At 71.4% G+C, this 24921-nt stretch carries 23 protein-coding genes and 1 rRNA gene; 8 read left to right on the forward strand and 16 right to left on the reverse strand.

Going from position 1 to position 24921, the window contains the following annotated elements; all coding sequences use genetic code 11:
- The first annotated feature begins 83 nt into the window (after positions 1 to 83).
- Positions 84 to 605, forward strand: coding sequence for a DUF1707 SHOCT-like domain-containing protein (locus QSK39_RS23225; protein ID WP_285479877.1), 522 nt, complete (start codon positions 84 to 86; stop codon positions 603 to 605).
- 21 nt (positions 606 to 626) lie between these two features.
- On the opposite strand, the gene QSK39_RS23230 is transcribed toward QSK39_RS23225, so the two are convergent.
- The 4 genes from QSK39_RS23230 to QSK39_RS23245 form a co-directional block, all read right to left on the reverse strand.
- Positions 627 to 1256 (reverse strand): NUDIX domain-containing protein, encoded by a 630-nt coding sequence (locus QSK39_RS23230; protein WP_285479878.1) that lies wholly within the window; start codon positions 1254 to 1256, stop codon positions 627 to 629.
- On the reverse strand, positions 1253 to 2953 hold the full coding sequence (gene pyrG, locus QSK39_RS23235; RefSeq protein ID WP_285479879.1) for a CTP synthase: 1701 nt from the start codon (positions 2951 to 2953) through the stop codon (positions 1253 to 1255). The genes QSK39_RS23230 and pyrG overlap by 4 nt, the downstream gene beginning before the upstream one ends.
- An 89-nt stretch (positions 2954 to 3042) precedes the next feature.
- A complete protein-coding gene (locus QSK39_RS23240; RefSeq protein ID WP_285479880.1) occupies positions 3043 to 4203 on the reverse strand; it encodes an acyltransferase in 1161 nt (386 codons plus the stop codon).
- A gap of 216 nt (positions 4204 to 4419) precedes the next feature.
- Positions 4420 to 5751: an aminotransferase-like domain-containing protein gene (locus QSK39_RS23245; protein ID WP_285479881.1), complete on the reverse strand. Its 1332-nt coding sequence runs from the start codon at positions 5749 to 5751 to the stop codon at positions 4420 to 4422.
- 63 nt (positions 5752 to 5814) lie between these two features.
- Here QSK39_RS23245 and QSK39_RS23250 point away from each other — a divergent pair, with 63 nt between their 5' ends.
- Positions 5815 to 6429 (forward strand): DJ-1/PfpI family protein, encoded by a 615-nt coding sequence (locus QSK39_RS23250; protein ID WP_285479882.1) that lies wholly within the window; start codon positions 5815 to 5817, stop codon positions 6427 to 6429.
- Here QSK39_RS23250 and QSK39_RS23255 read toward each other — a convergent pair.
- A complete protein-coding gene (locus QSK39_RS23255; RefSeq protein WP_285479883.1) occupies positions 6399 to 7082 on the reverse strand; it encodes a GntR family transcriptional regulator in 684 nt (227 codons plus the stop codon). The two genes, QSK39_RS23250 and QSK39_RS23255, sit on opposite strands and share 31 nt — an antisense overlap.
- Positions 7083 to 7263: 181 nt before the next feature.
- Between QSK39_RS23255 and QSK39_RS23260 the strand changes: the two genes are divergently transcribed.
- The 4 genes from QSK39_RS23260 to QSK39_RS23275 all read left to right on the forward strand — a co-directional run bounded on the left by QSK39_RS23260 (position 7264) and on the right by QSK39_RS23275 (position 12638).
- On the forward strand, positions 7264 to 8685 hold the full coding sequence (locus tag QSK39_RS23260; protein ID WP_285479884.1) for an NCS1 family nucleobase:cation symporter-1: 1422 nt from the start codon (positions 7264 to 7266) through the stop codon (positions 8683 to 8685).
- Positions 8682 to 9389 carry an aspartate/glutamate racemase family protein gene (locus QSK39_RS23265; protein WP_285479885.1) on the forward strand — a complete coding sequence of 236 codons (708 nt, stop codon included), beginning with the start codon at positions 8682 to 8684 and terminating at the stop codon, positions 9387 to 9389. The genes QSK39_RS23260 and QSK39_RS23265 overlap by 4 nt, the downstream gene beginning before the upstream one ends.
- Positions 9390 to 9482: 93 nt before the next feature.
- A complete protein-coding gene (locus tag QSK39_RS23270; RefSeq protein ID WP_285479886.1) occupies positions 9483 to 10751 on the forward strand; it encodes an alginate lyase family protein in 1269 nt (422 codons plus the stop codon).
- Between the two features lie 192 nt (positions 10752 to 10943).
- Positions 10944 to 12638 carry a glycosyl hydrolase family 18 protein gene (locus QSK39_RS23275; protein ID WP_285479887.1) on the forward strand — a complete coding sequence of 565 codons (1695 nt, stop codon included), beginning with the start codon at positions 10944 to 10946 and terminating at the stop codon, positions 12636 to 12638.
- 3 nt (positions 12639 to 12641) lie between these two features.
- Here the strand turns inward: QSK39_RS23275 and QSK39_RS23280 are convergent, their stop codons facing one another.
- The 4 genes from QSK39_RS23280 to QSK39_RS23295 form a co-directional block, all read right to left on the reverse strand.
- Positions 12642 to 13592, reverse strand: coding sequence for a copper transporter (locus QSK39_RS23280; protein WP_285479888.1), 951 nt, complete (start codon positions 13590 to 13592; stop codon positions 12642 to 12644).
- Positions 13589 to 14773, reverse strand: a complete 1185-nt coding sequence (steA, locus tag QSK39_RS23285; RefSeq protein WP_285479889.1) for a putative cytokinetic ring protein SteA — start codon at positions 14771 to 14773, stop codon at positions 13589 to 13591. Before steA ends, QSK39_RS23280 begins: the two co-directional genes overlap by 4 nt.
- Before the next feature lie 88 nt (positions 14774 to 14861).
- Complete coding sequence (locus tag QSK39_RS23290; protein WP_285479890.1) at positions 14862 to 16037, reverse strand: DUF1266 domain-containing protein; 1176 nt, start codon at positions 16035 to 16037, stop codon at positions 14862 to 14864.
- Positions 16034 to 17026: a zinc-binding alcohol dehydrogenase family protein gene (locus QSK39_RS23295; protein WP_285479891.1), complete on the reverse strand. Its 993-nt coding sequence runs from the start codon at positions 17024 to 17026 to the stop codon at positions 16034 to 16036. The genes QSK39_RS23290 and QSK39_RS23295 overlap by 4 nt, the downstream gene beginning before the upstream one ends.
- 66 nt (positions 17027 to 17092) lie before the next feature.
- Here QSK39_RS23295 and QSK39_RS23300 point away from each other — a divergent pair, with 66 nt between their 5' ends.
- Entirely contained in the window at positions 17093 to 17545 is a 453-nt protein-coding gene (locus tag QSK39_RS23300) for a MarR family winged helix-turn-helix transcriptional regulator (RefSeq protein ID WP_285479892.1), read from the forward strand.
- A gap of 70 nt (positions 17546 to 17615) precedes the next feature.
- On the opposite strand, the gene recN is transcribed toward QSK39_RS23300, so the two are convergent.
- The 6 genes from recN to QSK39_RS23330 all read right to left on the reverse strand — a co-directional run bounded on the left by recN (position 17616) and on the right by QSK39_RS23330 (position 22947).
- Positions 17616 to 19400, reverse strand: coding sequence for a DNA repair protein RecN (gene recN / locus QSK39_RS23305; protein WP_285479893.1), 1785 nt, complete (start codon positions 19398 to 19400; stop codon positions 17616 to 17618).
- An 87-nt stretch (positions 19401 to 19487) separates the two neighbouring features.
- On the reverse strand, positions 19488 to 20417 hold the full coding sequence (locus QSK39_RS23310; RefSeq protein WP_285479894.1) for an NAD kinase: 930 nt from the start codon (positions 20415 to 20417) through the stop codon (positions 19488 to 19490).
- Complete coding sequence (locus tag QSK39_RS23315; RefSeq protein ID WP_285479895.1) at positions 20414 to 21250, reverse strand: TlyA family RNA methyltransferase; 837 nt, start codon at positions 21248 to 21250, stop codon at positions 20414 to 20416. Before QSK39_RS23315 ends, QSK39_RS23310 begins: the two co-directional genes overlap by 4 nt.
- Positions 21251 to 21255: 5 nt before the next feature.
- The gene (locus tag QSK39_RS23320; RefSeq protein ID WP_043774930.1) at positions 21256 to 21453 is read right to left on the reverse strand and encodes a hypothetical protein; all 198 of its coding nucleotides are present in this window, start codon (positions 21451 to 21453) and stop codon (positions 21256 to 21258) included.
- A gap of 17 nt (positions 21454 to 21470) precedes the next feature.
- On the reverse strand, positions 21471 to 22436 hold the full coding sequence (locus tag QSK39_RS23325) for an HAD-IIA family hydrolase (protein WP_285479896.1): 966 nt from the start codon (positions 22434 to 22436) through the stop codon (positions 21471 to 21473).
- Positions 22429 to 22947, reverse strand: a complete 519-nt coding sequence (locus QSK39_RS23330) for a tetratricopeptide repeat protein (protein ID WP_285479897.1) — start codon at positions 22945 to 22947, stop codon at positions 22429 to 22431. The genes QSK39_RS23325 and QSK39_RS23330 overlap by 8 nt, the downstream gene beginning before the upstream one ends.
- 30 nt (positions 22948 to 22977) lie before the next feature.
- On the opposite strand from QSK39_RS23330, the gene QSK39_RS23335 reads away from it, so the two are divergent.
- Positions 22978 to 24663 carry a hypothetical protein gene (locus QSK39_RS23335; protein ID WP_285479898.1) on the forward strand — a complete coding sequence of 562 codons (1686 nt, stop codon included), beginning with the start codon at positions 22978 to 22980 and terminating at the stop codon, positions 24661 to 24663.
- A 135-nt stretch (positions 24664 to 24798) separates the two neighbouring features.
- On the opposite strand, the gene rrf is transcribed toward QSK39_RS23335, so the two are convergent.
- Positions 24799 to 24915 (reverse strand): 5S ribosomal RNA (gene rrf, locus QSK39_RS23340).
- Between the last annotated feature and the right edge of the window lie 6 nt (positions 24916 to 24921).

A 24921-nucleotide genomic window follows, 5' to 3' on the forward strand; every position in this document is an offset into this window, starting at 1 on the left:
CCACGGCGGTCACCTTAGGCCGTGCGGGCACCGTGACCCGGGAGAAACCCCGTTCTCAGGTTCCCGCGGTTACCTTGGATTGCATGGAGTCCGACGAGCTCCGCATCGGCACGGCCGAGCGGGAAGAGGCGGCGAGGCTGCTCGCCGACCACTTCGGCATGGGCCGCATCACGCCGGACGAGTACGAGACGCGGGTGACCGACGCCTACGCGGCGACGACCCTGGGCGACCTGCGGCCGCTGTTCCGCGACCTGCCGCAGCCGCACCCGGGGTTCTTCGGGCCGCCGCCGGCGTACGCGCAGCCGACGATGCAGCTGCCGATGTACGGGCCCACGGCCGACCCGTACGCGCCACCGGCCCCGATGCCGTACGCGCCGCCGATGCCGGTCCCGTACTCCTACCGGTCCAAGACCGTGGCCGGGGTGCTGCAGATCGTGCTGCCGTTCGGCGTCGGCCGGTTCTACACCGGCCAGGTCGGGCTGGGGCTGCTCCAGCTCCTCGTCGTCATGCTGACCGGCGTCGGCGTGATCTGGCCGATCGTCGACGGCATCCTCCTCTTGAGGGACGGCGGCCTGGACGCGCAGGGCCGCCCGCTGCGCCCCTGACGAGGGACGCAGCGAGCGGGCTCAGGCTTCCTTGCGCTTGGCGAACGCCGTCGGGCGGTCCTCCCACGGCGCGTCCGCCGGACGCGCCTCGGCGCCGCCGGTGACCACCGCGTGCGCGGCCAGCACCCCGGACACCGTGGCGCCGTTCACCAGCTCGCCCGCCAGGGCCATCCGGACGGCTTCGGCGAGCGGGAACTTGCGGATGACGAGGTCGGCCTCCTCCTCGCCGAGCACGTCACGGTCCACATCGGACAGTCCGCGGGCCAGGAAGACCCGCACGACCTCGTCGGTGAAGCCGGGCGACGCCGCGACGTCGACCAGCGTCACCCAGTCCGCGGCGGCCAAGCCGGCCTCTTCGACCAGCTCGCGCTTCGCCGTGCCGACCGGGTCCTCGCCGAGGTGGTCGATCAGGCCCGCCGGCAGCTCCCACAGCCGGTGCCCGATCGGGTGCCGGTACTGGTGGATGAGCGTGACCTGCTGCTCGTCGTCCAGCGCGACGATCGCGACCGCGCCGAGGTGCTCGATCACCTCGCGGACCGCGGTCTCCCCGCCCGGCATCACGACGTCGTCGATCCGCAGGCCGACGACGCGTCCGATGTGGACGTCCCGGCTGGCCGCGACGCTGAACTCGTGCTCGCCCGGCGCGGTCACCGGGCCGCCACGGGGGCCTCGGGCAGCTCGACCGGCAGCCGCTCGGCGACCTTGCGGTCCACGACGGCCTTGACGAACGCGCTGAACAGCGGGTGCGGCCGGGTCGGGCGGCTCTTGAGCTCCGGGTGCGCCTGGGTGCCGACGAAGAACGGGTGCTTGTCGGCGGGCAGCTCGACGAACTCGACCAGGCGGTCGTCCGGCGACGTGCCGGAGAACACCAGACCCGCGTCCGAGAGCTGCTTGCGGTAGGCGTTGTTCACCTCGTAGCGGTGCCGGTGCCGTTCGGACACCTCGGTGGTGCCGTACGCCTTGGCGACCTGCGAGCCCGGCTTGAGCTTCGCGGGGTAGGCGCCCAGGCGCATGGTGCCGCCCATGTCCCGCTCCCCCGCGACGACGTCGCGCTGGTCGGCCATCGTGGAGATCACCGGGTGCTTGGTGTTCTCGTCGAACTCCGACGACCCGGCGTCGGCGATGCCGGCCAGGTGCCGGGCGCCCTCGATGACCATGCACTGCAGGCCGAGGCACAGCCCGAGCAGCGGCACGCCGCGCGTGCGGGCGTACTCGATCGCGCCGACCTTGCCCTCGATGCCGCGGATGCCGAACCCGCCCGGGATCAGCACACCGTCCACATCGGACAGCACGGACGCCGCACCGGACGCGGTCTGCGCGTCGTCGGAGGCGACCCAGACGATCTCGACCTTGGCGCGGTGGGCGAACCCGCCCGCACGCAGGGCCTCGGTGACCGACAGGTAGGCGTCCGGCAGGTCGATGTACTTGCCGACGACCGCGATCCGCACGATCTCGCTCGGGTTGTGCACCCGGTCGAGCAGGTCGCCCCACACCGTCCAGTCGACGTCGCGGAACGGCAGCCCGAGGCGGCGGACGACGTAGGCGTCGAGCGCCTCGCCGTGCAGCACCTTCGGGATGTCGTAGATCGACCGCGCGTCCGGGCAGGCGATGACGGCCTCGGTGTCGACGTCGCACATCAGGCCGATCTTGCGCTTGAGGTCCTCGGGGATCTCGCGGTCGGCCCGGCAGACCAGCGCGTCGGGCTGGATGCCGATGTTGCGCAGCGCGGCGACCGAGTGCTGGGTCGGCTTCGTCTTGAGCTCGCCCGAGGGCGCCAGGTACGGCACCAGCGAGACGTGCAGGAAGAAGCAGTGGTCGCGGCCGACGTCGTGGCGGACCTGGCGGCAGGCCTCCAGGAACGGCAGGGACTCGATGTCGCCGACCGTGCCGCCGACCTCGGTGATGACGACGTCCGGCGTCTGGCCGGCCTCGTCCGGCTCGGCGGCCGCGGTGATCCGGGACTTGATCTCGTCGGTGATGTGCGGAATGACCTGGACGGTGTCGCCCAGGTACTCGCCGCGGCGCTCCTTGGCGATCACCTCGGAGTAGACCTGGCCGGTCGTGACGTTGGCCTTGCCGTCGAGGTCGCGGTCGAGGAAGCGCTCGTAGTGCCCGATGTCGAGGTCGGTCTCGGCGCCGTCGTCGGTGACGAACACCTCACCGTGCTGGAACGGGTTCATCGTCCCGGGATCGACGTTGAGGTACGGATCGAGCTTCTGCATCGTGACGCGAAGCCCGCGCGCGGTAAGGAGTTGTCCCAGGCTGGAAGCCGTGAGTCCCTTACCCAGAGAGGAGGCGACGCCTCCGGTGACAAATACGTACTTGGTAGCCCGCGACTGAAGTCCCACGGGCCGCCAGCATATCCGAAGACTCCGGATCCGCGCGCCGGGACATGCCCGAACTCTCTTTTGTGCCGTTGACCACCCGGCAGGGTGAGTTACGCGACAGCCTTGGCCAGACGCAGCCGCGGCCGTCCGGTCAGCGCCTGGCTGCCCGGCAGGCGCCGCAGCACCTCGACGATCGCGATCGTCAGCGCGATCGTGCCCACGTAGATGATCACGCTCAGCCAAGGCGCGCCGAAGCGCTCGGCCACGTGCGGGATCACCGGGCCGAGGAACGCCAGCGCGAGCGGGTGGACCAGGAAGATGCTGAACGACCGGTTCGCCGCCCACGAGACCAGCCGGGCCCCGCGGCCGCCTTCCCGCCGGCGCCCCGACCACCAGGTGCTGAACGCGTAGATCGCCGCGATCACGGTGAGGAACCACGGGATCAGGTACGGCTGGAACGGGTCGCTGGCCACCTGCGGGAACGTTCCACTGTGGACGGTCCGGAGGTAGTACCACTCGGTGCCGGCCAGCACCGCCACGAGAGCGCCGCCGAGCAGCAGCCGGTGCCGGCCGACCCAGGCGTGCACGGCCTCGAAGTGCATGGCCACCACGGCACCGAACAGTGTGTAGAACTGGTACGGCAGCACCGTGGCGTACAGGTGGGTGATCGTCTCGTAGCTGACGCCGAACGGCTGGTACGTCATGAACAGCGTGACGCCGACCTGCAGCACCCCGCTGCCCAGCAGCAGCCACTTGTGCTTGCCCTCGGTCGCCCGCAGCAGCTTCATGATCACCGGGAACAGCAGGTACACCTGCATCGTCACGAGCAGGAAGTACAGGTGGTACCAGGCGCCGCCGGTGACGAGGTCCTTGAGCAGCAGGCGCATCGACGCCTCGAGCGAGTCCGGCTGCTGCGTGCCGGTGACCAGCGAGAACGCCCAGAAGAACATCGACCACGCCAGGTAGGGCGTCGCGACCAGGGGCAAGCGGCGGCGCCAGAAGTCGCCAGGGGTGATCTCGCGGCCGCGGTTCTGGAACACCAGCACGAACCCGGTCAGCGCGAAGAACGCCTCCCGCGTGAAGTGCAGCGGCGTCTCGACGGCGTTGGCGCCGACGTCCTGCGCGAAGTTCGTCGCGCCGACCACGTGGATGAGGATCACGCAGGCGAACGTGACCAGCCGGAACAGGTCGATCTGGTGCAGGTACGGCGCTTTCCCGCCCGGTCTCGCGATCCGGGCGGGAGCTTCGAGAGTGTCCAGGGCAGTCGTCATCGTGCCGCCGTTCCGGCACCGTCGTCGGCGTGGTTCACGTTGTCAGACTTGCCACCCATTCTGTGAATTTCCCATGAAGGCACTGGGAAGCGCCTGTTGGCAGAGGCCCCGCGGGCTGTCGGATATGCCACTCCCGCTCATGAAGCGGGGACCCGCCGATCATGTTAATACGTAAGCTCTCCGGTACCGAGCGTGACCTTCGTCATCTCGCCGTGATCAGCGGGAAACATCCTGGTCGACCTCCTGCCGGACCGCCGCGAGCGCGTTTCGGAGTTCGGCGTGTCCCACCGAACCCAGAGCCAGCCGGAGCGCCTGCGGCACCGCCGGCGTCGTCGCGAACGGCTCGGCCGTGGCGACCGCCACCCGCCGCCGGGCGAGCGCCGCGACGATGCGGTCCGGCCGGGAGTCGCGGGCGAGCGGCAGCCACCGGAAGTACGACGACGGGTGCCCGATCCACGGAAGCCCGGCCAGCACCTCCGAAGCGAGTGCTTGGCGCCTTCGCGCGTCTTCGCGCTTCCGGACCTCCAAGGCTTCGACGGTACCGTCGTCGAGCCACCGGCGCGCGATGGCCGCGGTCAGGGCGGGTGTGTTCCACGTCGTGGCCCGGATCGCGCTCTCGAGCGCCGGCACGAGTTCGGGCGGCGCGACGGCGAACCCGAAGCGCAACCCGGTCGCGACGCTCTTCGACAGCCCCGAGACGTGGACGGTGGCTTCCGGCGCGAGCACCGCCAGCGGCGGCGGCGCTTCTTCGGCGAGGTAGGCGTAGGACGCGTCCTCGATGATCGTCACGCCGTGCCGCCGGGCGATCTCGACGAGCCGCGCGCGCTGCCCGGCGGAGAGCACCCAGCCCAGCGGGTTGTGCAGGGTCGGCATCGCGTACACCGCGCGGACCCGGCGCCGGCGGCACAGCCGGTCGAACGCGTCGAGGTCGGGGCCGTCGGCGGTCACCGGCAGCGGTGCGAGGTCGAGCCCGAGCGTGCGCGCGAGCACCCGGAACCCCGGGTAGGTGAGAGCGTCGACCGCGACGACGTCGCCGGGCCGCAGCAGCGCCATCGCCGTCACCGCCAGGCCGTGCTGGGCGCCGTCGACGATCAGCACGCGTTCGCGGCCGACGTCGAGCCCGCGCCGGCGCAGGTGGCGGGCGACGGCGGCCCGGTCCTCGGCGCGCCCGCGGTGCGGCTGGTAGCGCAGCAGCGCGTCGAGGTCGCCGGCCGTGGCGAGGTCGCGCAGCGCCTGGCGCAGCAGGTCGGCCTGGCCGGGGATCGACGGCGAGTTGAAGCTGAGGTCGACGGCGTCGGCCGCCACCGTCCGTTCGTCGACGCCTTCGCCGGCGGCCAGGTCCCGGACGAACGTGCCCCGCCCCTGCTCGCAGCTGACCAGCCCCATCGCCTCGAGCTCGGCGTACACGCGGGACGCCGTCACGACGGCGATGCCCTCGTCGGCCGCCAGCCGGCGGTGGGTGGGCAGCCGCGTCCCGGCCGGCCACTGCCCGCCGCGGATCTTCGCCGCGAACGCGTCCACGACGCCCTTGTACTTCGGCACCCGCACGCCGCGATTGTAGGCAGGACAATTTGTGGACTGTCCTGGATCGGCGGTCCTAGCGTGCGGGGCATGCACACCGCGATCCTGACCTTCGACGGCTACAACGAACTCGACTCGCTCATCGCGCTGGGCGTCCTCGACCGGGTGCCCGGCATGCGGGCGTCGATCGCGAGCCCGACGCCGCGGGTGACGTCGATGAACGGCGTCACCATCGACGCGGCGATCGGGCTCGACGAGGCCTGCACGGCCGACGCCGTGATCGTCGGCAGCGGCGCGAAGACCCGCGAGGTCGTCGAGGACCCGGCGATCATGGCCGCGCTCGCCGGGCTCGACCCGGCCCGGCAGCTGATCGGCGCGCAGTGCTCCGGCACGCTCGTGCTGGCCAAGCTGGGACTGCTCGACGGCGTGCCCGCCTGCACCGACCTGACGACGAAACCGTGGGTGCTCGCGGCCGGCGTCGAGGTGCTGAACCAGCCGTTCTTCGCCCGGGGCCCGCTCGCCACCGCCGGCGGCTGCCTGGCCTCGACGTACCTCGCGACGTGGGTCCTCGCTCGCCTGCACGGTCTCGAGGCCGCGGAGCACGCGATGCACTACGTCGCGCCGGTCGGCGAGAAGGACGAGTACGTCGAGCGGGCCCTGCGGAACGTGACGCCCTACCTCGAGCCAGCCGCGATCTCCGCCTGATCGTCGCCGAAGAGGGACTTCAGCGTCACCTCGCGGTTGACCCGCACGTGCTCGACGGCTTCGGCGTGCGCGCGCTCCGCGTCCCCCGACGCGATCGCCTCGTAGAGCCGGCGGTGCTCGTCGAGCAGGTCGTCCCAGTGCTCGTTCTGGCTCGTGAGCCAGCGGAGCCTGCCCTGCAGGGGCTGCAGCATCGTGGTCAGCAGCGTGTTGCCGGCGATGGCCACGATCTCGTCGTGGAAGTGCGAGTTGAGCACGGTGATCCGGGCCGCGTCGCCGCGGGCCGTCGCGCGGGCGGCGTCGGTGAGCATCCGCTCGAGCCGCTTCAGCTCCGGCGCCCCCGCCCGTTCGGCGGCGCGCCCCGCGGCGAGCCCTTCGAGGGCCTCCCGGACGTCGAAGAGCTCCTCGACGTCGACGCGCGCGAGCTGCCGGACGACGATCCGGCGTGCCGACTGCTCGACGAGGAACCCTTCGGCCTCGAGGCTGCGGATCGCCTCGCGCACGGGCACCCTGGACACGCCGAGGTCTTCGGCGAGCTCGCGCTCGACCAGCCGGTCGCCCGGACGCAGGCGGCCGGTCAGGATCCGTTCGCGCAGCTCGTCGCGCACCCGCTGCCGGGTGGCCGCGAGGGGCTGCCGCTCGCTCGCCGTCGTCACCGACTCCCCTCTCCTCACACGCTCGTAACACGAGTTTACGGACTGGAGGGTTGACGACGGCGGACATCGGGGTGATATTTGGGATGCCAAATTTTGGTATCCCAAATCGCCGTCGCTGCACTGTGTTAAACGGGGCTCCGCCACCCGGAACCCCCGAAAGATGTGTCGATCGGAGGCCCGCATGACCGCCGCCCCGCTCACCGAATCCCAGCAAGAGACGAGCCCGCCGCCGGATCCCCGGCTCTGGAACGAAGACCTCGCCCCGGCGAAGGACCGCCGCTGGAAGGTCTACGACATCTTCGCCCTGTGGATGTCGGACGTGCACAACCTCGGCAACTACACCTTCGCGGCCGGGCTGTTCGTGCTCGGCCTCTCGGCCTGGCAGGTGTTCACCGCCCTGCTGTTCGGCTTCGTCATCATCTACTTCGGCATGAACCTGATGGGCCGCATCGGGCAGCGCACCGGCGTCCCGTTCCCGGTCGTCGCGCGGATCAGCTTCGGCACGTTCGGCGCCAACCTGCCCGCCTTGATCCGCGCGATCATCGCGATCTTCTGGTACGGCATCCAGACCTACCTCGCGAGCGTGGCCATCACGCTGCTCGTGCTCACCATCGACCCGGGCCTGAAACCGTTGACCGAACACGGTTTCCTCGGCCTGCACGCACTCGGCTGGATCTGCTTCGTCGCGCTGTGGGCGGTCCAGGCGCTGATCCTCACCCGCGGCATGGAGTCGGTCCGCAAGTTCCAGGACTGGTGCGGCCCGGCGATCTGGGTCGTGATGATCGCCCTCGCCGTGTGGATCCTCGCCGCCGGCAACTGGCACATCTCCCTGACCAGCAGCCCGAAGCAGCTGTCGACGGGCGAGCAGATCCGCCAGTGGTTCGGCGCGGCCGGGCTGATCCTGGCCACCTACGGCACGCTGATGCTGAACTTCTGCGACTTCTCCCGCAACGCCCCGGACCAGAAGACGGTGAAGCGCGGCAACTTCTGGGGCCTGCCGATCAACTCGACGGCGTTCGCGCTGCTGTCGGTGATCGTCACCGCGGGCAGCATGCAGGTGTTCGGCGAGGCGATCACCGACCCGGCCGAGCTGCTGTCCAAGGTGCACAACACACCGGTGCTCATCATCGGCGCGCTGACCTTCGCCATCGCCACGATGGGCGTCAACATCGTCGCCAACTTCGTCTCCCCCGCCTACGACCTGGCCAACATCTGGCCGAAGCGGATCTCGTTCACCATCGGCGGGCTGATCAGCGCGGTGGCCGCGCTGTGCGTGCTGCCGTGGAAGCTGTACTCGTCGCCGACGGTCGTCAACTACTTCCTCGGCGGGCTCGGCGCGTTCCTCGGACCGCTGTTCGGGATCATGATCGTCGACTACTACCTGATCCGGCGCGGCAAGGTCGACGTCGCGCAGCTGTTCGTCGACGGCGGGAGCTACCCCCGGGTGAACCCGCGGGCGTTCGTGACGTTCTTCCCGACCGCCTCACTCGCCGCGGTGATCGCGCTGGTGCCGTTCTTCGCCCCGGCCGCGCCGTACTCGTGGTTCATCGGGACGGCGTCCTCGGCGCTGCTGTACTACGCGGTCTCGAGGAAGCACCGATGAGGATCGTCGTCACCAACTGCAACACCACCGAGGCGATGACGAAGGAGATCGAAGCCGGGGCCCGCGCGGCCGCGAGTCCCGGCACCGAGATCCTGGCGAGGACGCCGCGCTGGGGGCCGGAGTCCGCGGAAGGCTGGCTGGACAGCTTCCTGTCCGCCGCGGCCGTGCTGGACCTGTTGCGGGGCCTGGGCGAACCGTTCGACGCGGTCGTGCTCGCGGGCTTCGGCGAGCACGGCCGGGAGGGCGCGCGCGAGCTGCTGGACGTCCCGGTCGTCGACATCACCGAAGCGGCCGCGCACCTGGCGTGCCTGCTCGGCCGCCGCTACGGCGTGGTGACCACTTTGGACCGGACGTGCGGGCTGATCGAGGACAGCCTGCACGCGGCCGGCGTCGCGCAGAACTGCGTCACGGTCACCGGCGCCGGGCTCGGCGTGCTGGAGCTGACCGACGAACGCCGCACTGAGTCGGCACTGCTGACGGCCGGCCGCCGGGCCCGGGACGCCGGCGCGGAGGTGCTGGTGCTCGGCTGCGCCGGGATGACGGGCCTCGACCGGAAGATCGCGACGATGCTGGACATCCCGGTGATCGACGGCGTCGCTGCGGGGGTCCGCCTCGCGGAGTCGCTGGTGGGACTGGGGTTGAAGACGAGCCGCGCGGGGTCGTACGCCCGCCCGCTGGAGAAACGCCGCACCTGGCCCAATTGACATCCCCCGCACCGCCCGGACAGAATCGCCACTGCCGTACCGCCGCCCGGTGACGAGTGGGGACTTCGACGTCCCCGTGAGAGGCGGTCGGAAGTGCGAAGGCTACGCGTACTGGGCGCGCTGGCGTTGTCCGCGAGCATGCTCCTGGTCCCGGTGAGCGGGACGGCGGTGGCCGCGTCGCCACCGCGCACCGTCATCACCGACGGGGCGAAGCTGGCGGGGATCAAGCAGGCGCTGCGCAGCGGCCACGCGTCCAAGGCCCAGCGGGACGCGCTGAAAGCCGTGCTGGACAAGGCGAACACCGCGCTCACCGCCGGGCCGTGGTCGGTGATGGACAAGCCGACCGCGCCGCCGAGCGGCGACAAGCACGACTACATGAGCCAAGCGCCCTACTGGTGGGCGAGCGAGAAGACCCCGGAGAACCCGCAGGGCTGCCCGTACGTCAACCGCGACGGCCAGCGCAACCCGGAAGCCGACGCGATCACCGACCACACCTACCGGATGTGGGCCTGGGACGCGATGTACTACCTCTCGCTCGCCTGGTACTACACCGGCGACGCGAAGTACGCGAAGCGGGCGGCACTGGACATCCGGACCTGGTTCCTCGACCCGGCCACCAAGATGAACCCGAACATGACGTACTCGCAGATCGTCCCGTGCCGGACCACGATCAGCGGCACCGGGATCATCGACTCGACGCAGTCGTTCAGCCAGCTCCTCGACACGTTCGCGCTGCTCGACAGCGGCGCCCCGGGCTGGTCCGGCAAGGACCGCTCCGGGATCAAGGCCTGGCTCACGCAGTACCTGGACTGGATGCAGACCAGCCCGCAGGCGAAGCTGGAACTGGCCGCCACCAACAACCACGGCACCTTCCTCGACATGCAGAACGCGACGATCGCGGCGTACCTGGGCAAGCGGGACACCGCGCGCAAGATCGTCCTCGACGCCGAGAAGAACCGGTTCCCGGTGCAGTTCGCCGCCGACGGCAGCCAGCCGCTCGAGCTGTCGCGCACGATGTCGTGGCACTACGTCAACTTCAACCTCACCGCGTGGGGCCGGATGGCCGAACTGGGGAGGAACCTCGGCATCGACGTCTGGAAGTTCAAGGCGCCGAACGGAGTCACGCTGCGGAAGGTCGTCGACCAGCTGATCCCGGGCGCACTGCAGGGCGCCGCGGGCTGGCCGCACCAGCAGATCGGCGTGTTCGACCAGTCGATCGCGGCGGACATCTTCCACGCCGCGGCCGAGGAGGCGCACGACTCCGACGCGGCGGCGGCGTTGAAGAAGATGCCGCTGCCGGCCGGCGGCGACACGTGGCCGGTGCGCGTGTCGTGCTTCCCGCTCGACCCACCACTGAAGTAGGGGAAATCCGGACACCGCGGCCGATAGCGCACGCCCTGGCAGATTGGTCTAGTCCAAAGTATTGACACTCGGTGTCCCCGCGCGCACATTCATGACCGGGGCCGGACCCGCTTCGTGAAGAACCGTCGCGTACGCCCTCTCCCGCGCCGTCGCGGCCGGGAGAGGGCCGTCCGCCTGCGCGAGGAGACGCCCATGCAGCGAAGATTCGCCCTGGTCGCCGCCGCGGCCGCCGCCGTCGTGATCGGCGCGCTGACCGTCGCCGGCCCGGCGGCCCCGAACGCCGCCGCCGCGACCTCCGGCGGGGTCCGGATCGCCTACTTCGACCAGTGGTCCATCTACCAGAACGCCTACTACCTCAAGAACGTCGACGCGATCGCCGGCAACCTCGACTACCTGCTCTACGACTTCGAGAACATCGACCCGAACAACCTGACCTGCTTCGAAGCCACGAAGGCGACGACCCCGGACCCGGGCGGCGAAACCGACCCGAACGCCGGGGACGGCGGCGGCGACCAGTTCGCCGACTACCAGAAGTCGTTCGGCAGCGACATCAGCGTCGACGGCACCGCCGACGTCTGGAACCAGCCGGTCGCCGGCAACTTCCACCAGCTGCAGGAGCTCAAGGCGCGGCACCCGAACCTCAAGGTGCTGCTGTCGATCGGCGGCTGGACGTACTCGAAGTACTTCTCCGACGCCGCCGCGACCGACGCGTCGCGCAAGAAGCTCGTCAGCTCGTGCCTGGACATGTTCATCAAGGGCAACATCCCGGCGTCCGGCGGCTACGGCGGCCCGGGTACCGCGGCCGGGATCTTCGACGGCATCGACATCGACTGGGAGTACCCGGCGTCCCCGACCGGCCACGTCGGCAACCACTACAGCGCCGCCGACACCGCGAACTACACCGCGCTGATGGCGGAGTTCCGCAGCGAGCTGGACGCGCTGGGCGGCAAGCACTACGCGCTCTCGGCCGCGCTGCCCGGCGGCCAGGACAAGATCGCGAAGCTCCAGACCGACAAGATCGGCCAGTACCTGGACTTCGGCAACGCGATGACCTACGACATGCACGGCGCGTGGGACGCGACCGGGCCGACGAACTTCCAGGACCCGCTGTACTCGTCCCCGAGCGACCCGTCCGGGACGATCCCGCCGGGCACCGAGAAGTACACGATCGACTCGGTGGTCAAGGACTACCTGCACGGCAACAGCGCGTACGGCATCGCGGGCGGCTTCCCGGCGAACAAGCTGACGCTGGGCATCCCGTTCTACTACCGCGGCTGGACCGGCGTGCCGGCCGGCTCGAACCACGGGCTCTACCAGTCCGCTTCGGGTCCGTCGCCCGGGCACGCGCTGAGCGGCAACGTCCCCGGCGTCGCGATGTACAAGGAGCTGTCCGGGATCGTCGACAACCCGGCGGACACGTACTGGGACCCGGTCACGCAGTCGGCCTGGTTCTACGACGGGACGACCTTCTACGGCGGCTCGTCGGCGCAGTCGATCAAGGCCCGCACGGACTACATCCACTGCACGGGCCTCGGCGGCGCGATGATGTTCTCGCTCTACGACCTGGACCCGGGCTCGACGTTGTTCCACGCGGTGGTCAACGGGCTCGCGGCCTCGACGCCGAACTGCTCGACACCGCCGCCGACCACGACGCCGCCTACCACACACACGACCCCGACCACTCCGACGACCCCGACCACGCCCACCACTCCGCCGACAACCACCCCGACGACGCCGCCGTCGATCCCCGCGTGGGCACCGAACACGGCGTACGCGACGGGTGCGAAGGTGACCTACAACGGCATCACGTACACGTGCCGCCAGGGCCACACCTCGCTGGTGGGCTGGGAACCGCCGAACGTCCCGGCGTTGTGGCTCGCGAGCTGACCGTCAGTTCCCCGCGGGGTTGCTGACTCCCGGTGCGGGGGCCTGGGCGTTGCCGGCGATGCCGTAGCGTCCAGCGCCCCCGTCGAGCTGTTCCTTCAGCGCCAGCAAGGTGCTCACCCGCCCGGCCGAGGTGTCCACGTTGTCCACAGTGGACAGGATGGACGTCGCCGACGTGTCCGCGCGGACCACGCCCAGCGCGCCCGTGCCCTCCGCGGAACCGGCGTCGCCGGCCAGGACCGTGCCCGCGCCGCCGCGGTCGAGCTGCGTGGCGAACCGGGCGATCGTCGCCGCGCGGTCACCCGCGCTGTCGCCGGTCGCCTGGGCCCCGGTCAGTACGATCGCCAGCTGCGCGGGCTTGACGTCCTGGCCCGCCTTGACGAACCCGCCGTCGGTGAGCCCGCCGATCGCGGCCGCCAGCTCCTCCCCCGAGGACTGCGGCTTCGCCGTGGTCTTGTCCAGCAGCAGCACCGAACCGAGCAGCGCGCCGGCCAGCGTGCCGGAGTCGCCCGCGGTCGGGAACTTCGAGCCCGCGGGCTGCAGCCGCGTGACGACGTCGCGGAGCTGGTCGGCCTTCTCCGGGTCGGCGAACGCGGCCGTCAGCTGCACCTCGCCGGTCACCGACGCACCGGACTGGCCGATCAGCTGCTTGAGCGCGTCCCGGTCGGCCGGGCGCGCGTCCTCGGTGGTCACGAGCACCACCGACCGCTTGTCCAGTGCCCCGGCGACGACCTTCGGCCCCATCGCCCCGGCGAACGCGTCCGCGTCGGCCAGCCGGGCGTTGAGCGCGTTGCGCTGGGCTTCGAGGTCGGAAACCTGGCTGCCGAGGTCCTTCTTCTCCCCCGCCAGGCCGGACAGCAGCGTGCCGTTCAGCGCGGTCGAACCGAGGACGACCCCGACGGCCAGTGCCAGGAAGCAGGCGGCGATGGAAACGACGTGGTAGCGCAGCGAAATCACGTGAACAATCCCTTGACCCAGACAGCGAACGTATTCCAGGTGTGCCGGAGCCAGTCCAGGTAGACCGAGCCGACGTCGGACACCAGCAGGGCCGCGGCGACGACCACGACCGCGGCGAGCACGAGCAGCACGACCGCGCCGATCGACACCCGGCTGCGGTGCAGCGTCGCCACCGCCTTCCCGTCCACGAGCTTCGTGCCGAGCTTCAGCCGGGTCAGGAACGTCGACGGGTTGGAGCCGGACCGGCCGTGGTCGAGGAACTCGCGCAGGGTGGCCTGGAAGCCGACCGTCACGACCAGGCTCGCGCCGTGCGCGTCGGCCAGCAGCAGCGCGAGGTCCTCGGCGTTGCCCGACGCGGGGAACGTCACCGCGCCGATGCCGAGGTCCTGGATCCGCTCGACACCGGGCGCGTGCCCGTCGGGCTGCGCGGGCACCACGACCTCGGCGCCGCCGCGCAGCGTGGTGGTGCCGATGCCGGTGGGGTCGCCGACGATGATGTCCGGCGTGTAGCCCTGCACGCGCAGGGTGTCCGCGCCCGCGTCGACGCCGACCAGCACCGGCCGGTGCTCGGCGACGTACTTCTTGAGCTTCTTGAGGTCCTCGGCGTGCCCGTTGCCGCCCGCGACGACCAGCACGTGCCGGTCGCGGATCGCGACCTTCAGCTCCGGCACGCCGACGCCGTCCAGGATCAGCGTGCGCTCGCGGCGCAGGAACTCGATGGTGTTGGCGGAGAACGCCTCCAGCTGCGTCGACATCCCGGCCTTGGCCTCGATCATCTGGTCCGCGACGCTGTCGGCGGTCTGCTCGATGCCGGAGGCGACCTGGCGCTCGCCGACGTAGACGACGCCGTCGAGCAGCCGCAGCTTGGTGCCGTCCTTGATCGTGCGCAGCAGTTCGCCGCCGACCGAGTCGACCAGCGGGACACCGGCCGCGACGAGGATCTCGGGGCCCATGTTCGGGAACCGGCCGGAGATCGACGGCGACGCGTTGACCACGCCGGCGACCTCGGCCTCGACCAGGGCGTCGGCCGTCGCGCGGTCGAGGTCCAGCTGGTCGAGCACGACGATGTCGCCGGGACTGATCCGGCGCAGCAGCTCCCGGGTGCGGCGGTCGACCCGCGCGACCCCGGTGATCCCCGGGAGGGGTTCTTGGTTCCGCGTGAGCAGGCCGGTGAGCTTCATGTGGCCGATGGTGACAAATTTGCTCGTGGGACAACGGACGCCACGCCGTAGCCGGGGTGACTCGTTGTGGTGAGGTCACCCGCGCGGGTCAGGCGTCCGACTCCTCCGAAAGGGAGCCGAAATCGAGGTTCAGCCAGGGGCTCGCCGGGTCCTGAAGGAGCTGGTGGTGGACCCGCACGGCCGCCGGGTACCACTCGCCGAACTCGTCGTCCTCGGCGTGCAGGACGCGGCCCATGATGTACCCGGCCGACAGGTCGGCCCATGACTGGTGGTAGCGGCGGGCGAGCGAACCGGCTTCGAGGACCATCAGCTCCGCTGTCAGCGCGTCACAATAACCGGCCGCGAGACCCCACCGGGCGATGTTGACCGCGCGGCCGACGTCCCACGACAGCGCCGTCGTGACGAACCCGTCCGCGTCCACCAGACCGTCGGCGCGCAGGCGCTGTTCGCACCGCGACACGCGGCGGACGGTGTCGCGCAGCTCGTCGGCCTGGTCCTCGGCGTCGTTCTCCGCACACCACCGGTCCACCAGCTCCGCCCAGGTCAGCGGGTCGAACTCGCCGTTGCGCAAGCCGTACTCGGCCGCGAACCGCAGGCGCAGCATGAGCACGAGGTTGCCAGGCGTCAGCGCGTAGCCGTCACCGATCAGGTCGGCCATCGTCGCGCGCCAGCCGGGCGGGTCCGGCACGCCCCACCAGTCGCGCAGGCCCCGCACCTCGGCGACGTAGTCGTGCCGGCGCGCGTCGAGCACGTTCCACGGCGCCGCGTTGAGCACCGCGAGGTGCGCGCCGCAGGCCAGCGCGTGCGCGATCGGCCCCTCGAGGTGCCCGTACGGCGCGGTGATCAGCCGCTCGACCTGCTCTTCCAGCGGCGTGACGTCGTCCTTGTGCGCGTCGAGCCACGGCTGCAGGGTCGCCCCCGGCAGCCGCCACTCGCCGCGGGTGCCGCGGTTGAACACGACCCGCTCGTGCCGCCCGACGCCGTCGACCGCCCAGTCCAGCGCGCCGCTCATGGCGACGACGTCCGAGCCGAGGTCGGGCAGCCCGCCGCGGGTGAAGACCTGCAGGAACTCGTCGCCGCCCGTCTCGAAGTAGACGTTGGGGAAGGTCTCGGCCCGCTCGTCGAGGATGCTGTGGGCGTCCACCCGCCGGATCGGGACGAAGAGCTCTTCCCCGGCCAGCAGGCCGAGGTAGCGGTCGAGGTCGCCGTCGCGGCGGGCGGCGGCCAGCTGGGCTTCGACGTCGGCGGGCGGCGGCAGGATCACGGGGCGGCTCCCTCCGCTCGGCCGGTCAGCACGACGAGCTTGCCCGCCGTCCGGTTGTGTTCCAAGTCGTCGTGCGCCTGCCGGATCTCCGTCATCGCGTACACCTTCGCCGGGCCGAGGCTTGTCGTGCCGGCGGCGATCCGGTCGAGGTGGCGCTGGAGGACGGAGGCGGGCAGGTCGTCCGCCTCACCACCATAAGCGGTCAACCGCACCCCGGCGGGAAGGTAGCCGATCGGATAGAAGTTCGAGATCGTCCACTGGTTGGACAACATGCCCGTGAAGCAGACGGTGCCGTGCACCCGGGTGGCCTTCAGGGTGTCCGGCAGGGTCGGGGTCCCGACGAGTTCGAGGGCCGCGTGGACGCCTTCGGGCGCGATCGTGCGGACCTGCGCCGCGATGTCGCCGTCGTCGAGCAGGGGGTGGTCGACGCCGTGGTCGCGCAGGGTTTCGAGCCGGTCTTCCTGCCGGGTGGTGGCGAAGACGGAGGCGCCGAGGTCTTTCGCCAGTGCCGCGGTGGCGAACCCGAGCGCGGACGTCCCGCCGCGGATCAGCAGGGTCTGTCCGGCACGCAGGTCCAGCCCGGTGGTGAGCGAGCCGTACGCGGTCTGCAGCGTCTCCGGGACCTGCCCGAGGACCTCCCAGGGCAGCTCGGAGCGGAACGGGATGACCTGCTTCTTCGGCACCACCGTGTATTCGGCGTAGCCGCCGTCGAAGGTGCGGCCCATCCCGCCCATCATGGTCGCGACCTGCTGCCCCGGCTCGAACTCGCCGCTCGGGTCGGCGTCGACCACGCCGACCGCCTCGATGCCGGGCACCCGCGGGAACGTGACGCCCTCGGCCAGTCCCAAGCGGGTGTGCAGCTCGGACCGGTTGAGGCCGAACGCCCGGACGGCGATCCGCACCCAGCCGGGTTTCGGCTCGGGCACCGGGAGGTCCGTCAGCTCGAGGTTCTCGACGGGACCGGGTTCTCGGAGTACGACCGCGCGCATCACGGGTCCTTTCTTCGCATGCGAACAGTCCGCACAACAACTGTCCGCGCGAGTAGTATTCCCGGGGTGAGCCTGTCCCGAGAGCACGACGCCGCGTGGCGGGGATTCCTGCGCTCGTCGGCGCTGCTGCTGCGCGTGCTCGACGCGGAACTGCGGACCGAGCACGGGATGACGCACCGGACCTACGACGCGCTGGTCCAGCTCTCGGAGGCCCCGGATCGCCGGCTGCACATGAAGGACCTGGCAGCGGCGCTGGTCCACAGCGCGAGCGGGTTGACGCGCATCGTCGACGGCCTGGAACGGTCGGGCTACGCGCGACGCGAACCGGACCCGGCGAACCGCCGGTCCACACTGGTGGTGCTGACGCCGGAGGGGCTGGCCGCGTTGGAGGAGGCCTGGCCGACGCACGTCCGCGGGGTGCAGCGGCACTTCGCGGACCAGGTGAGCCCCGAACAGGCGCGGGTGCTGGCCGAGGTGTTCCGCGGTATCACCACGAACCTCGAAGACGGCCGGCCCTAGCTCTCCGCCGGTCCCACTCACGACCTCGCGGGCGGCCGACCTCTCCGGCCCCGGCGGACTCCCGGCCCGGCTACTTCTTCTTCGTAGCCCGCTTGGGTTTCGGGGCCGGCTCGGCCTTGGCCTTCTCCGCCGTGGCCAGCAGCTCCTCGGCGTGCGCGCGACCCGTCTCCGTGTCGTCCATGCCGGCGAGCATCCGCGCCAGCTCGTTGACCCGCTCGCCCTGGCTCAGGTTCTTGACGCCACTGCGGGTCACCCCGCCCTTGTGGCCCTTGTCCACCACCAGGTGCTGGTCCGCGAACGCCGCGACCTGCGGCAGGTGCGTGACCACCAGGACCTGGTGGGTCCGGGCCAGCCGGGCCAGCCGGCGGCCGATCTCGACCGCCGCGCGGCCGCCGACGCCCGCGTCGACCTCGTCGAACACCAGGGTCTGCACGGTGTCCGCGTGCGCGAGGACCACCTCGATCGCCAGCATCACCCGCGACAGCTCACCGCCGGACGCCGCCTTGTGCACCGGCAGCGGCGGCGCGCCGTCGTGGGCCCGCAGCAGCAGCTCGACGTCGTCGATGCCGTCCGCACCGGCGTGCACCGCGTGGCCGTCGATGGTCAGCGCGTGCGTGTCGCCGTGCTCGGCGGGACGCTGCTCGACCGTCACCTCGATCGCGGCCTGACCCATCGCCAGCCCGGACAGCTCGCGCGTGATCTCCGCCGCCAGCTCGGCCGCCGACTTTTCGCGGGCCGCCGACACTTCGACGGCGTGCGCGGCCAGCTGCACCGCGAGCTGGTCGCGGCGCAGCGCCAGCTCGGCGAGCGCCTCCTCCGAGGTGTCCATGGTGCCCAGGCGGCGCCGGGCGTCGTCGGCCCAGGCGAGCACGCCGTCGACGTCCGCCGCGTACTTGCGGGTCAGCCGCTTGAGGTCGCCCTGGCGGGCCAGCACCTTCTCCAGCAGCGCCGGGTCGGCGTCGAGCGTCTCGACGTAGCTGCCGAGCTCGGCCCCGACGTCGGCCAGCAGCACCGACGCCTCCTCGAGCCGCGGCGCCAGCTCGCGCAGCACGCCGTCTTCGGACGTCGAGAGCCGCCGCAGCGCCTCGGAGACCAGCGCCATCGCGCTCGGGACGTCCGGGTCACCGTCCGGCGAGCCCGACACGGCGACGTGCGCCTCGGTCGCGGCCGCGCGCAGCTCGTCGGCCGCCGCGAGCCGCTTGATCTGGCTGGTGAGCTCGACGTCCTCGCCCGGCTCCGGCGCGACGGCGTCGATCTCGGTGAGCCCGTGTTTGAGCAGGTCGGCCTGCTGGGCCATCTCCCGCGAGCGCGTCGACCGCTCGGTCAGCTCGGCGATCACCGCCAGCCACTCGGACCGGACCTCGCGGTACGCGCTCAGCGGCTTGCCCACGGCGTCGCCGGCGAACCGGTCGATCACGTCGCGCTGCTCGCTCGGGCGCAGCAGCCGCAGCTGGTCGTTCTGCCCGTGGACCGCGATCAGCTGCTCGGACAGCTCCGCGAGCACGCCGACCGGCACCGACCGGCCGCCCAGGTGCGCGCGCGAGCGCCCGTCGACCGCGACGGCCCGCAGTGCGATGACGCTGCCGTCCTCGTCGACGTCGGCACCCGACTCGGTGACGATCCGTTCGGCGCCTTCGACGCCGGCATAGGTGAACCGTCCTTCCACGAACGCCTTGAGCATCCCCGTCCGGACCTTGGACACCTCGGCGCGGCCCCCGGACAGCAGGTGCAGCCCGGTGACGACCATGGTCTTTCCGGCACCCGTCTCACCAGTCACGACGGTGAAGCCCGCGTGCAGTTCCAGCAGGGCGTCCTCGATGACTCCGAGGCCCTGGATGCGCATCTCGGCCAGCACGCCGCCTACCGTAGCGGCCCCCACCGACACTCTGCGCGCGCGGGACCCCGGCGAGTCGCCGATATGTTCGAATGGATCGCCGAGCGGTCAGTCCTCGCAGGGGCGCGCGTGGCGTTCGCGCCAGCTCTTCACCGGCAGCGAGAACTTCTGCACCAGGCGATCGGTGAACGGGCCGTCCCACAGCCGGACCAGCCGGACGGGCGTCGTGCCGCACGTCACCCGCACGCGGGCCCCCGGCGGCAGGTCGATGAGCCGGCCGCCGTCGCAGGTCAGGACGGCGGGCGAGCCGTCGGGGTCGATCCCGACGGTGATCACCGAGTTCCGCGAGACGACCAGCGGCCGCGCGAACATCGCGTGCGCGTTGCTCGGCACCACCAGCAGCGCCTGGACGTCCGGCCAGATGATCGGGCCGCCCGCCGAGAACGCGTACGCGGTCGACCCGGTCGGTGTGGCGCACAGCACACCGTCGCAGCCGAAGGCGGACACCGGCCGGCCGTCGACCTCGATGAGCGCGTCGAGGACCCGCTCGCGCGTGCTCTTCTCGACGCTGGCCTCGTTGAGCGCCCAGGTGCGGGCGACTTCGGCGCCGTCGTGGGTGACGGTGACGTCGATGGTCATCCGCTCTTCGACCTGGTAGTCGCCGTCGACGACGCGCTGCACGGTGTCGGCCAGCGCGTCGGAGTCGGCCTCGGCGAGGAAGCCGACGCGCCCGAGGTTCACGCCGAGCACCGGCACCCCGGCCGGGCGGGCCAGCTCGGCCGCGCGCAGCAGCGTGCCGTCGCCGCCGAGGACGAACACCAGCTCGACACCCGCGGCCGGGTTGTCGTCGGGGTCGACGACGGTGCAGGTCGAGCCGACACCGTGCTCGTCGGGGTTGATCAGCGCGCAGACGTCTTCCTCGATCACCCGGATCCGGATGCCGGCCTTGGCGAAGCGCGCCGAAACCTCGCGCGCGGCCTCGCCCGTCGCTTCGCGATCGGGGTGCACCATGAGGAGAACTTCACGGTCGGTGGTCATGCGGGCCCTTCCTCGACGGCGGTTCGGACGAGCCGCTCGGCCTCAGACCTGTCTACCGGGTCGACGGTGGACACAGTGGACTCGGCCATGTGTTCTTTGCCCAGCCAAACGAAGTACTCGACGTTCCCGGACGGCCCCGGCAGCGGGCTCGCCGTGACGCCGCGCAGCGCGAGGCCCAGCTTCGCGGCCTCGTCGATGACGGTGAGCACCGATTCGGCACGTAGTTCGGGGTCGCGGACGACGCCACCGCTGCCGAGCCGGTCCTTGCCCACTTCGAACTGCGGTTTCACCATCGGCACCAGGTCGGCGCCTTCGCGCGCACACGCGGCGAGCGCGGGCAGCACGAGTTTGAGGGAGATGAACGAGAGATCCCCGACGACGAGATCGACCTGGCCGCCGAGGTCGTCGGGAGAGAGGTTGCGAACATTGGTGCGGTCCATGACCACTACACGTTCGTCGGTGCGGATCCGCCAGTCGAGCAGGCCACGGCCCACGTCGGCGGCGATCACGGTGGCGGCGCCGTGCCGGAGCAGGACGTCGGTGAAGCCGCCGGTGGACGCACCGGCGTCGAGGCAGCGCTTGCCCTCGACGCTCAGGTCCTTGAACGCCTCGAGGGCGCCGAGCAGCTTGTGCGCGCCGCGGGAGGCCCAGCCGGGGTCGTCCTCGTCCTTGACAACGATGGGCGCGTCGGATTCGACGCCGGTGGCGGGCTTGCTCGCGACCATGCCGCGCACGGTGACCTTGCCGCCGGTGATGAGGGCCGAAGCCTGTTCACGCGACCGGGCGAGGCCGCGCCGAACCAGTTCCGCGTCGAGGCGCGCCCGCTTGGGCACCGTGGTCAGACCTTGTCGATGCTGGAGAGGGCGACCGTCAGCTCGGTGTGCACGGCGTCGAAGCGCTCGACGTGCTCCGCGAGCGGCAGCGCGTCGAGGTCGTCCAGGCCGGCGACGGCTTCGTCGATGCCGGCTCGCGGATCGGTCTGCTGCGAGAACGAACCGGGCGGCGGGCCCGGAACGGGGTACGGGTGGTCCTGCACGGCACAAACGGTATCAGTCAGGCGAGCTTCGCCTGGGCGCGCTCGCCGAGTTCGGTGACGCCGGTCTCCCAGGCCGTGTGGCACAGAGCGCGGAGCAGGTCCAGGGCGTCGCCGTCGCCGGTCGCTTCCAGGGTCTTGTGCTCCACGGTCACGGTCCAGCCCGGGCGCGGGCCGATCTTGAGGTCCTCGGCTTTGCCTTCGAGCGCCGTGAGGTCCTTCGCGAGGTAGGTGGCGCGTTCGGCCGGAATGGCCTCGATCAGCTGCTTCGGCGTCGCGACACCCGTGAGGACGACGAGTGAGTCGATGCCGGCGGCGACCGCGCCGGCGATGTCGGTGTCCAGCCGGTCACCGACGACGAGTGGATGCTCCGCACCGGCGGACTTCGCCGCGGTCTCGAACAGCAGCGGCTGCGGCTTCCCGGCGACGAGCGGCTCGACGTCGGTGGCGGTGCGCAGCGCGGCCACCATCGAGCCGTTGCCGGGCAGCAGCCCGCGCTCGCTGGGCAGGGTCGCGTCGACGTTGCAGGCCACCCAGAGCGCGCCCGCGCGGATGGCCAGGCAGGCTTCGGCCAGCGCGGCCCACGTGTTGTCGGGCGAGTGGCCCTGGACGACCGCCTTGACGCTGCCGGCGTTCTTCCGCACCGGCTTCAGCCCGGCCCCGGCAACCTCGTCCGCGAGCGCCCTGGTCCCGACGACGAGGACTTCCGCGCCTTGCTCGAGCCGTTCCGCCAGCAGCTGCACCCCGGCCTGGGCGCTGGTGTGCACCTCATCGGTCCCGGCGGGCATGCCGAGACCGGTGAGGTGTGCGACGACCTCGTCCGGTGCCTTGGACGCGTTGTTCGTCACGAACCGGACCGGAGTGCCGTGCTCGCGCGCGGCCCGCACCGTCTCCGGGGCTCCCGGGATCACCCGGGAGCCGTGGTAGACGGTGCCGTCGAGGTCGAACAGGACCGCGTCGTAGGCCGCGAGCAGAGCGTCACTCATCCGAGTCTTCGGTGTCCTTCTTCTCGGCGTTGTCGCTGTTTTCGTTGGCCAGGTCCGCGGCGCGCTCGGAGGCGTCGGTCTCGTCCTCCGCGTCCGCCTCGGCGGCGTTGAGGAACCAGCGGACGGCCTCTTCCTTGCGCCCGGCGGCCTCGAGGTTGTCGGCGTAGGCGTAGAAGAGCCGCGCGCTCCACGGATCGCGCTTCTCGGCCTTGAGGTCGTCGCCCTGCAGCGAGACGACGGCGGCGTCGAGCTGCCCGAGGTCCCGCCGCGCCCCGGCCGCGACGATGGCGAGCTCGACCTGGACGGCCTTCGCCAGCTTCGCGGTGTCGGCCTCCTTCGCGAGATCGAGGGCGCGTTCGGGCCGGCCCAGCGCACGCTCGGCGTCGGCGATGATGGCGATGTGGTCATCGGTGCGGGTCATCCGCCGGACGGCCCGCAGTTCCGAGAGGGCCTCCGACCAGTTGCCGGCGTGGTAGGCGACCAGGCCGAGCGCCTCCCGCACGATCGGCACGCGCGAGGCCTTGGCCTTGGCGTACTTGGCGTGCTCGAGGGCGGCCTCGGGATCGCTGTCGATGAGCCCCCCGGCGGCGACGAGGTGCTTCCCGACGGTCTCGGCCAGGCCCTTCGGAAGGGTCCTCAGCTCGCGACGGGCGTCCTCGTCGAGGTCGGAGAACTCGATGTCTTCGGGCAGTTCGGGCGCTTCGAGGAGCTCCTTGGCGAGGGCCTCGTCGTCGAGCGCGGACCCGACCTTGGGCCGTTCCCGGTAGCCCGCGGGACGGTCGCTGCCGCGCTTGTCGGAGCCCCGCTTGTCGGTACCCCGGAAGCCGCCACCGGTCTTGCCACCGCGATCGTCGTCCCGGCGCTGGTAGCCGCCGCTGCTGCTGCGGGAGTCGCCGCCACGGTCATTGTCCCGGCGCTGGTAGCCACCGCCGCCACCGCGCGAGTCGTCGCGACGGTCACTGCTCCGGTCATTGTCGCGACGCTGATAACCACCGCCGCCACCGCGGGAATCGTCCCGGCGGTCACTACCGCGGTCGTTGTCCCGGCGCTGATAGCTGCCGCTGCCACCGCGAGAGTCGCTTCCGCGGTCATTGTCGCGGCGCTGGTAACCGCCGCCGCTGCCGCGGGAGTCACTGCTGCGATCGTTGTCGCGACGCTGGTAACCACCACTGCTACTGCGGGAGTCGCTGCCGCGATCGTCGTCGCGACGCTGATAACCGCCGCTGCTACCGCGCGAGTCGTTGCCGCGGTCATTGTCGCGACGCTGGTAACCACCGCTGCCGCCGCGGGAATCATCCCGGCGGTCACTGCTGCGGTCATTGTCCCGGCGCTGGTAACCACCGCTGCCACCGCGGGAATCGTCCCGGCGGTCGTCGGAGCGGAAACCGCCGGTGCGGCCGCCGCGATCGTCGCTTCCCCCGCTGCGGTCGCTCGAGCCGTACCCGCCCGTGCGGCCACCACGGTCGTCGTCGCGCCGCTGGTAGCTGCCGCGCGAGTCGTCGCGACGGTCGCTGCCACCGCGGTTGCGGTCGTCGGAGCGGAAGCCGCCCGTCCGCGCGCCACGGTCGTCCGAGCGGAAGCCACCGCTCTTGCCACCGCGGTCGTCGGACCGGAAGCCGCCGGTGCGGCTGCCGCGGGAGTCGTCCTTGCCGCCGCGGTCGTTCGAGCGGAAACCACCCGAACGGGGGCCGCGGTCGTCGTCGCGGCGCGAGGAGCCGCCGCGGTCCTCCCAGCGGGGCTTGCGGTCGCCGAACGACGCCTTGCCCTGGGGCCGGCTGCCGCCGGGACGGCCGCCCCGATCGTCGGAACCGCGGTTCGAGCGCTCGCCGCCACGGTCGTCCGAGCGGAAGCCGCCGGTCTTGCCGCCGCGGTCGTCGAACCGCCCGCCACCCGAGCGGCCCGCGCCGCCGGAGAACTTGCTGCCGCCGCCGGGCCGGCCGGCCCGGTCTCCGGAGTCGCGGTAGCCACCGCGACGGTCGTCACGATCGCCGGAGCGACCGCCGTCACGGCTCTGACCTGCATATCCTCCGCGCTGATCGCGGTCGCGGGGACCGTCGCCGCCGCGGAAGGGCTTGCCGCCGCCGCGGACTCCTTGGTCGTCGCGGCGTGGCCGGCCCGTGTGGGCGCTGTCGCGGCCGCCGCGATCCTGCCGCGCACCGCGCCGGTCTCCCCGGGGTCCGTCCGACCGGCCCCGGGAGCCTTCGTCCCGGCGTGCCGACCGGCCTGACCCATCATCCGCTGAGTCTCGTCGACCGAACTCGGACACCTGGCCTCCTGCCGTGGAAAAATCTTGTTCTGGACATACGCGTACGGCCCGCTAGGGCAGCCAACTGGCTATCCTAACGGGCCGTACGGAAGGTAAGTTCGGCGGTGTCCTACTCTCCCACAACCCTTCGGCTGCAGTACCATCGGCGCTATCAGGCTTAGCTTCCGGGTTCGGAATGGGACCGGGCGTTTCCCTGACGCTAAAACCACCGAAACACTA

Origin of the sequence: Amycolatopsis sp. NBRC 101858 (assembly GCF_030269325.1) — a bacterium.
GTDB classification, from domain to species: Bacteria; Actinomycetota; Actinomycetes; order Mycobacteriales; family Pseudonocardiaceae; genus Amycolatopsis; species Amycolatopsis ponsaeliensis.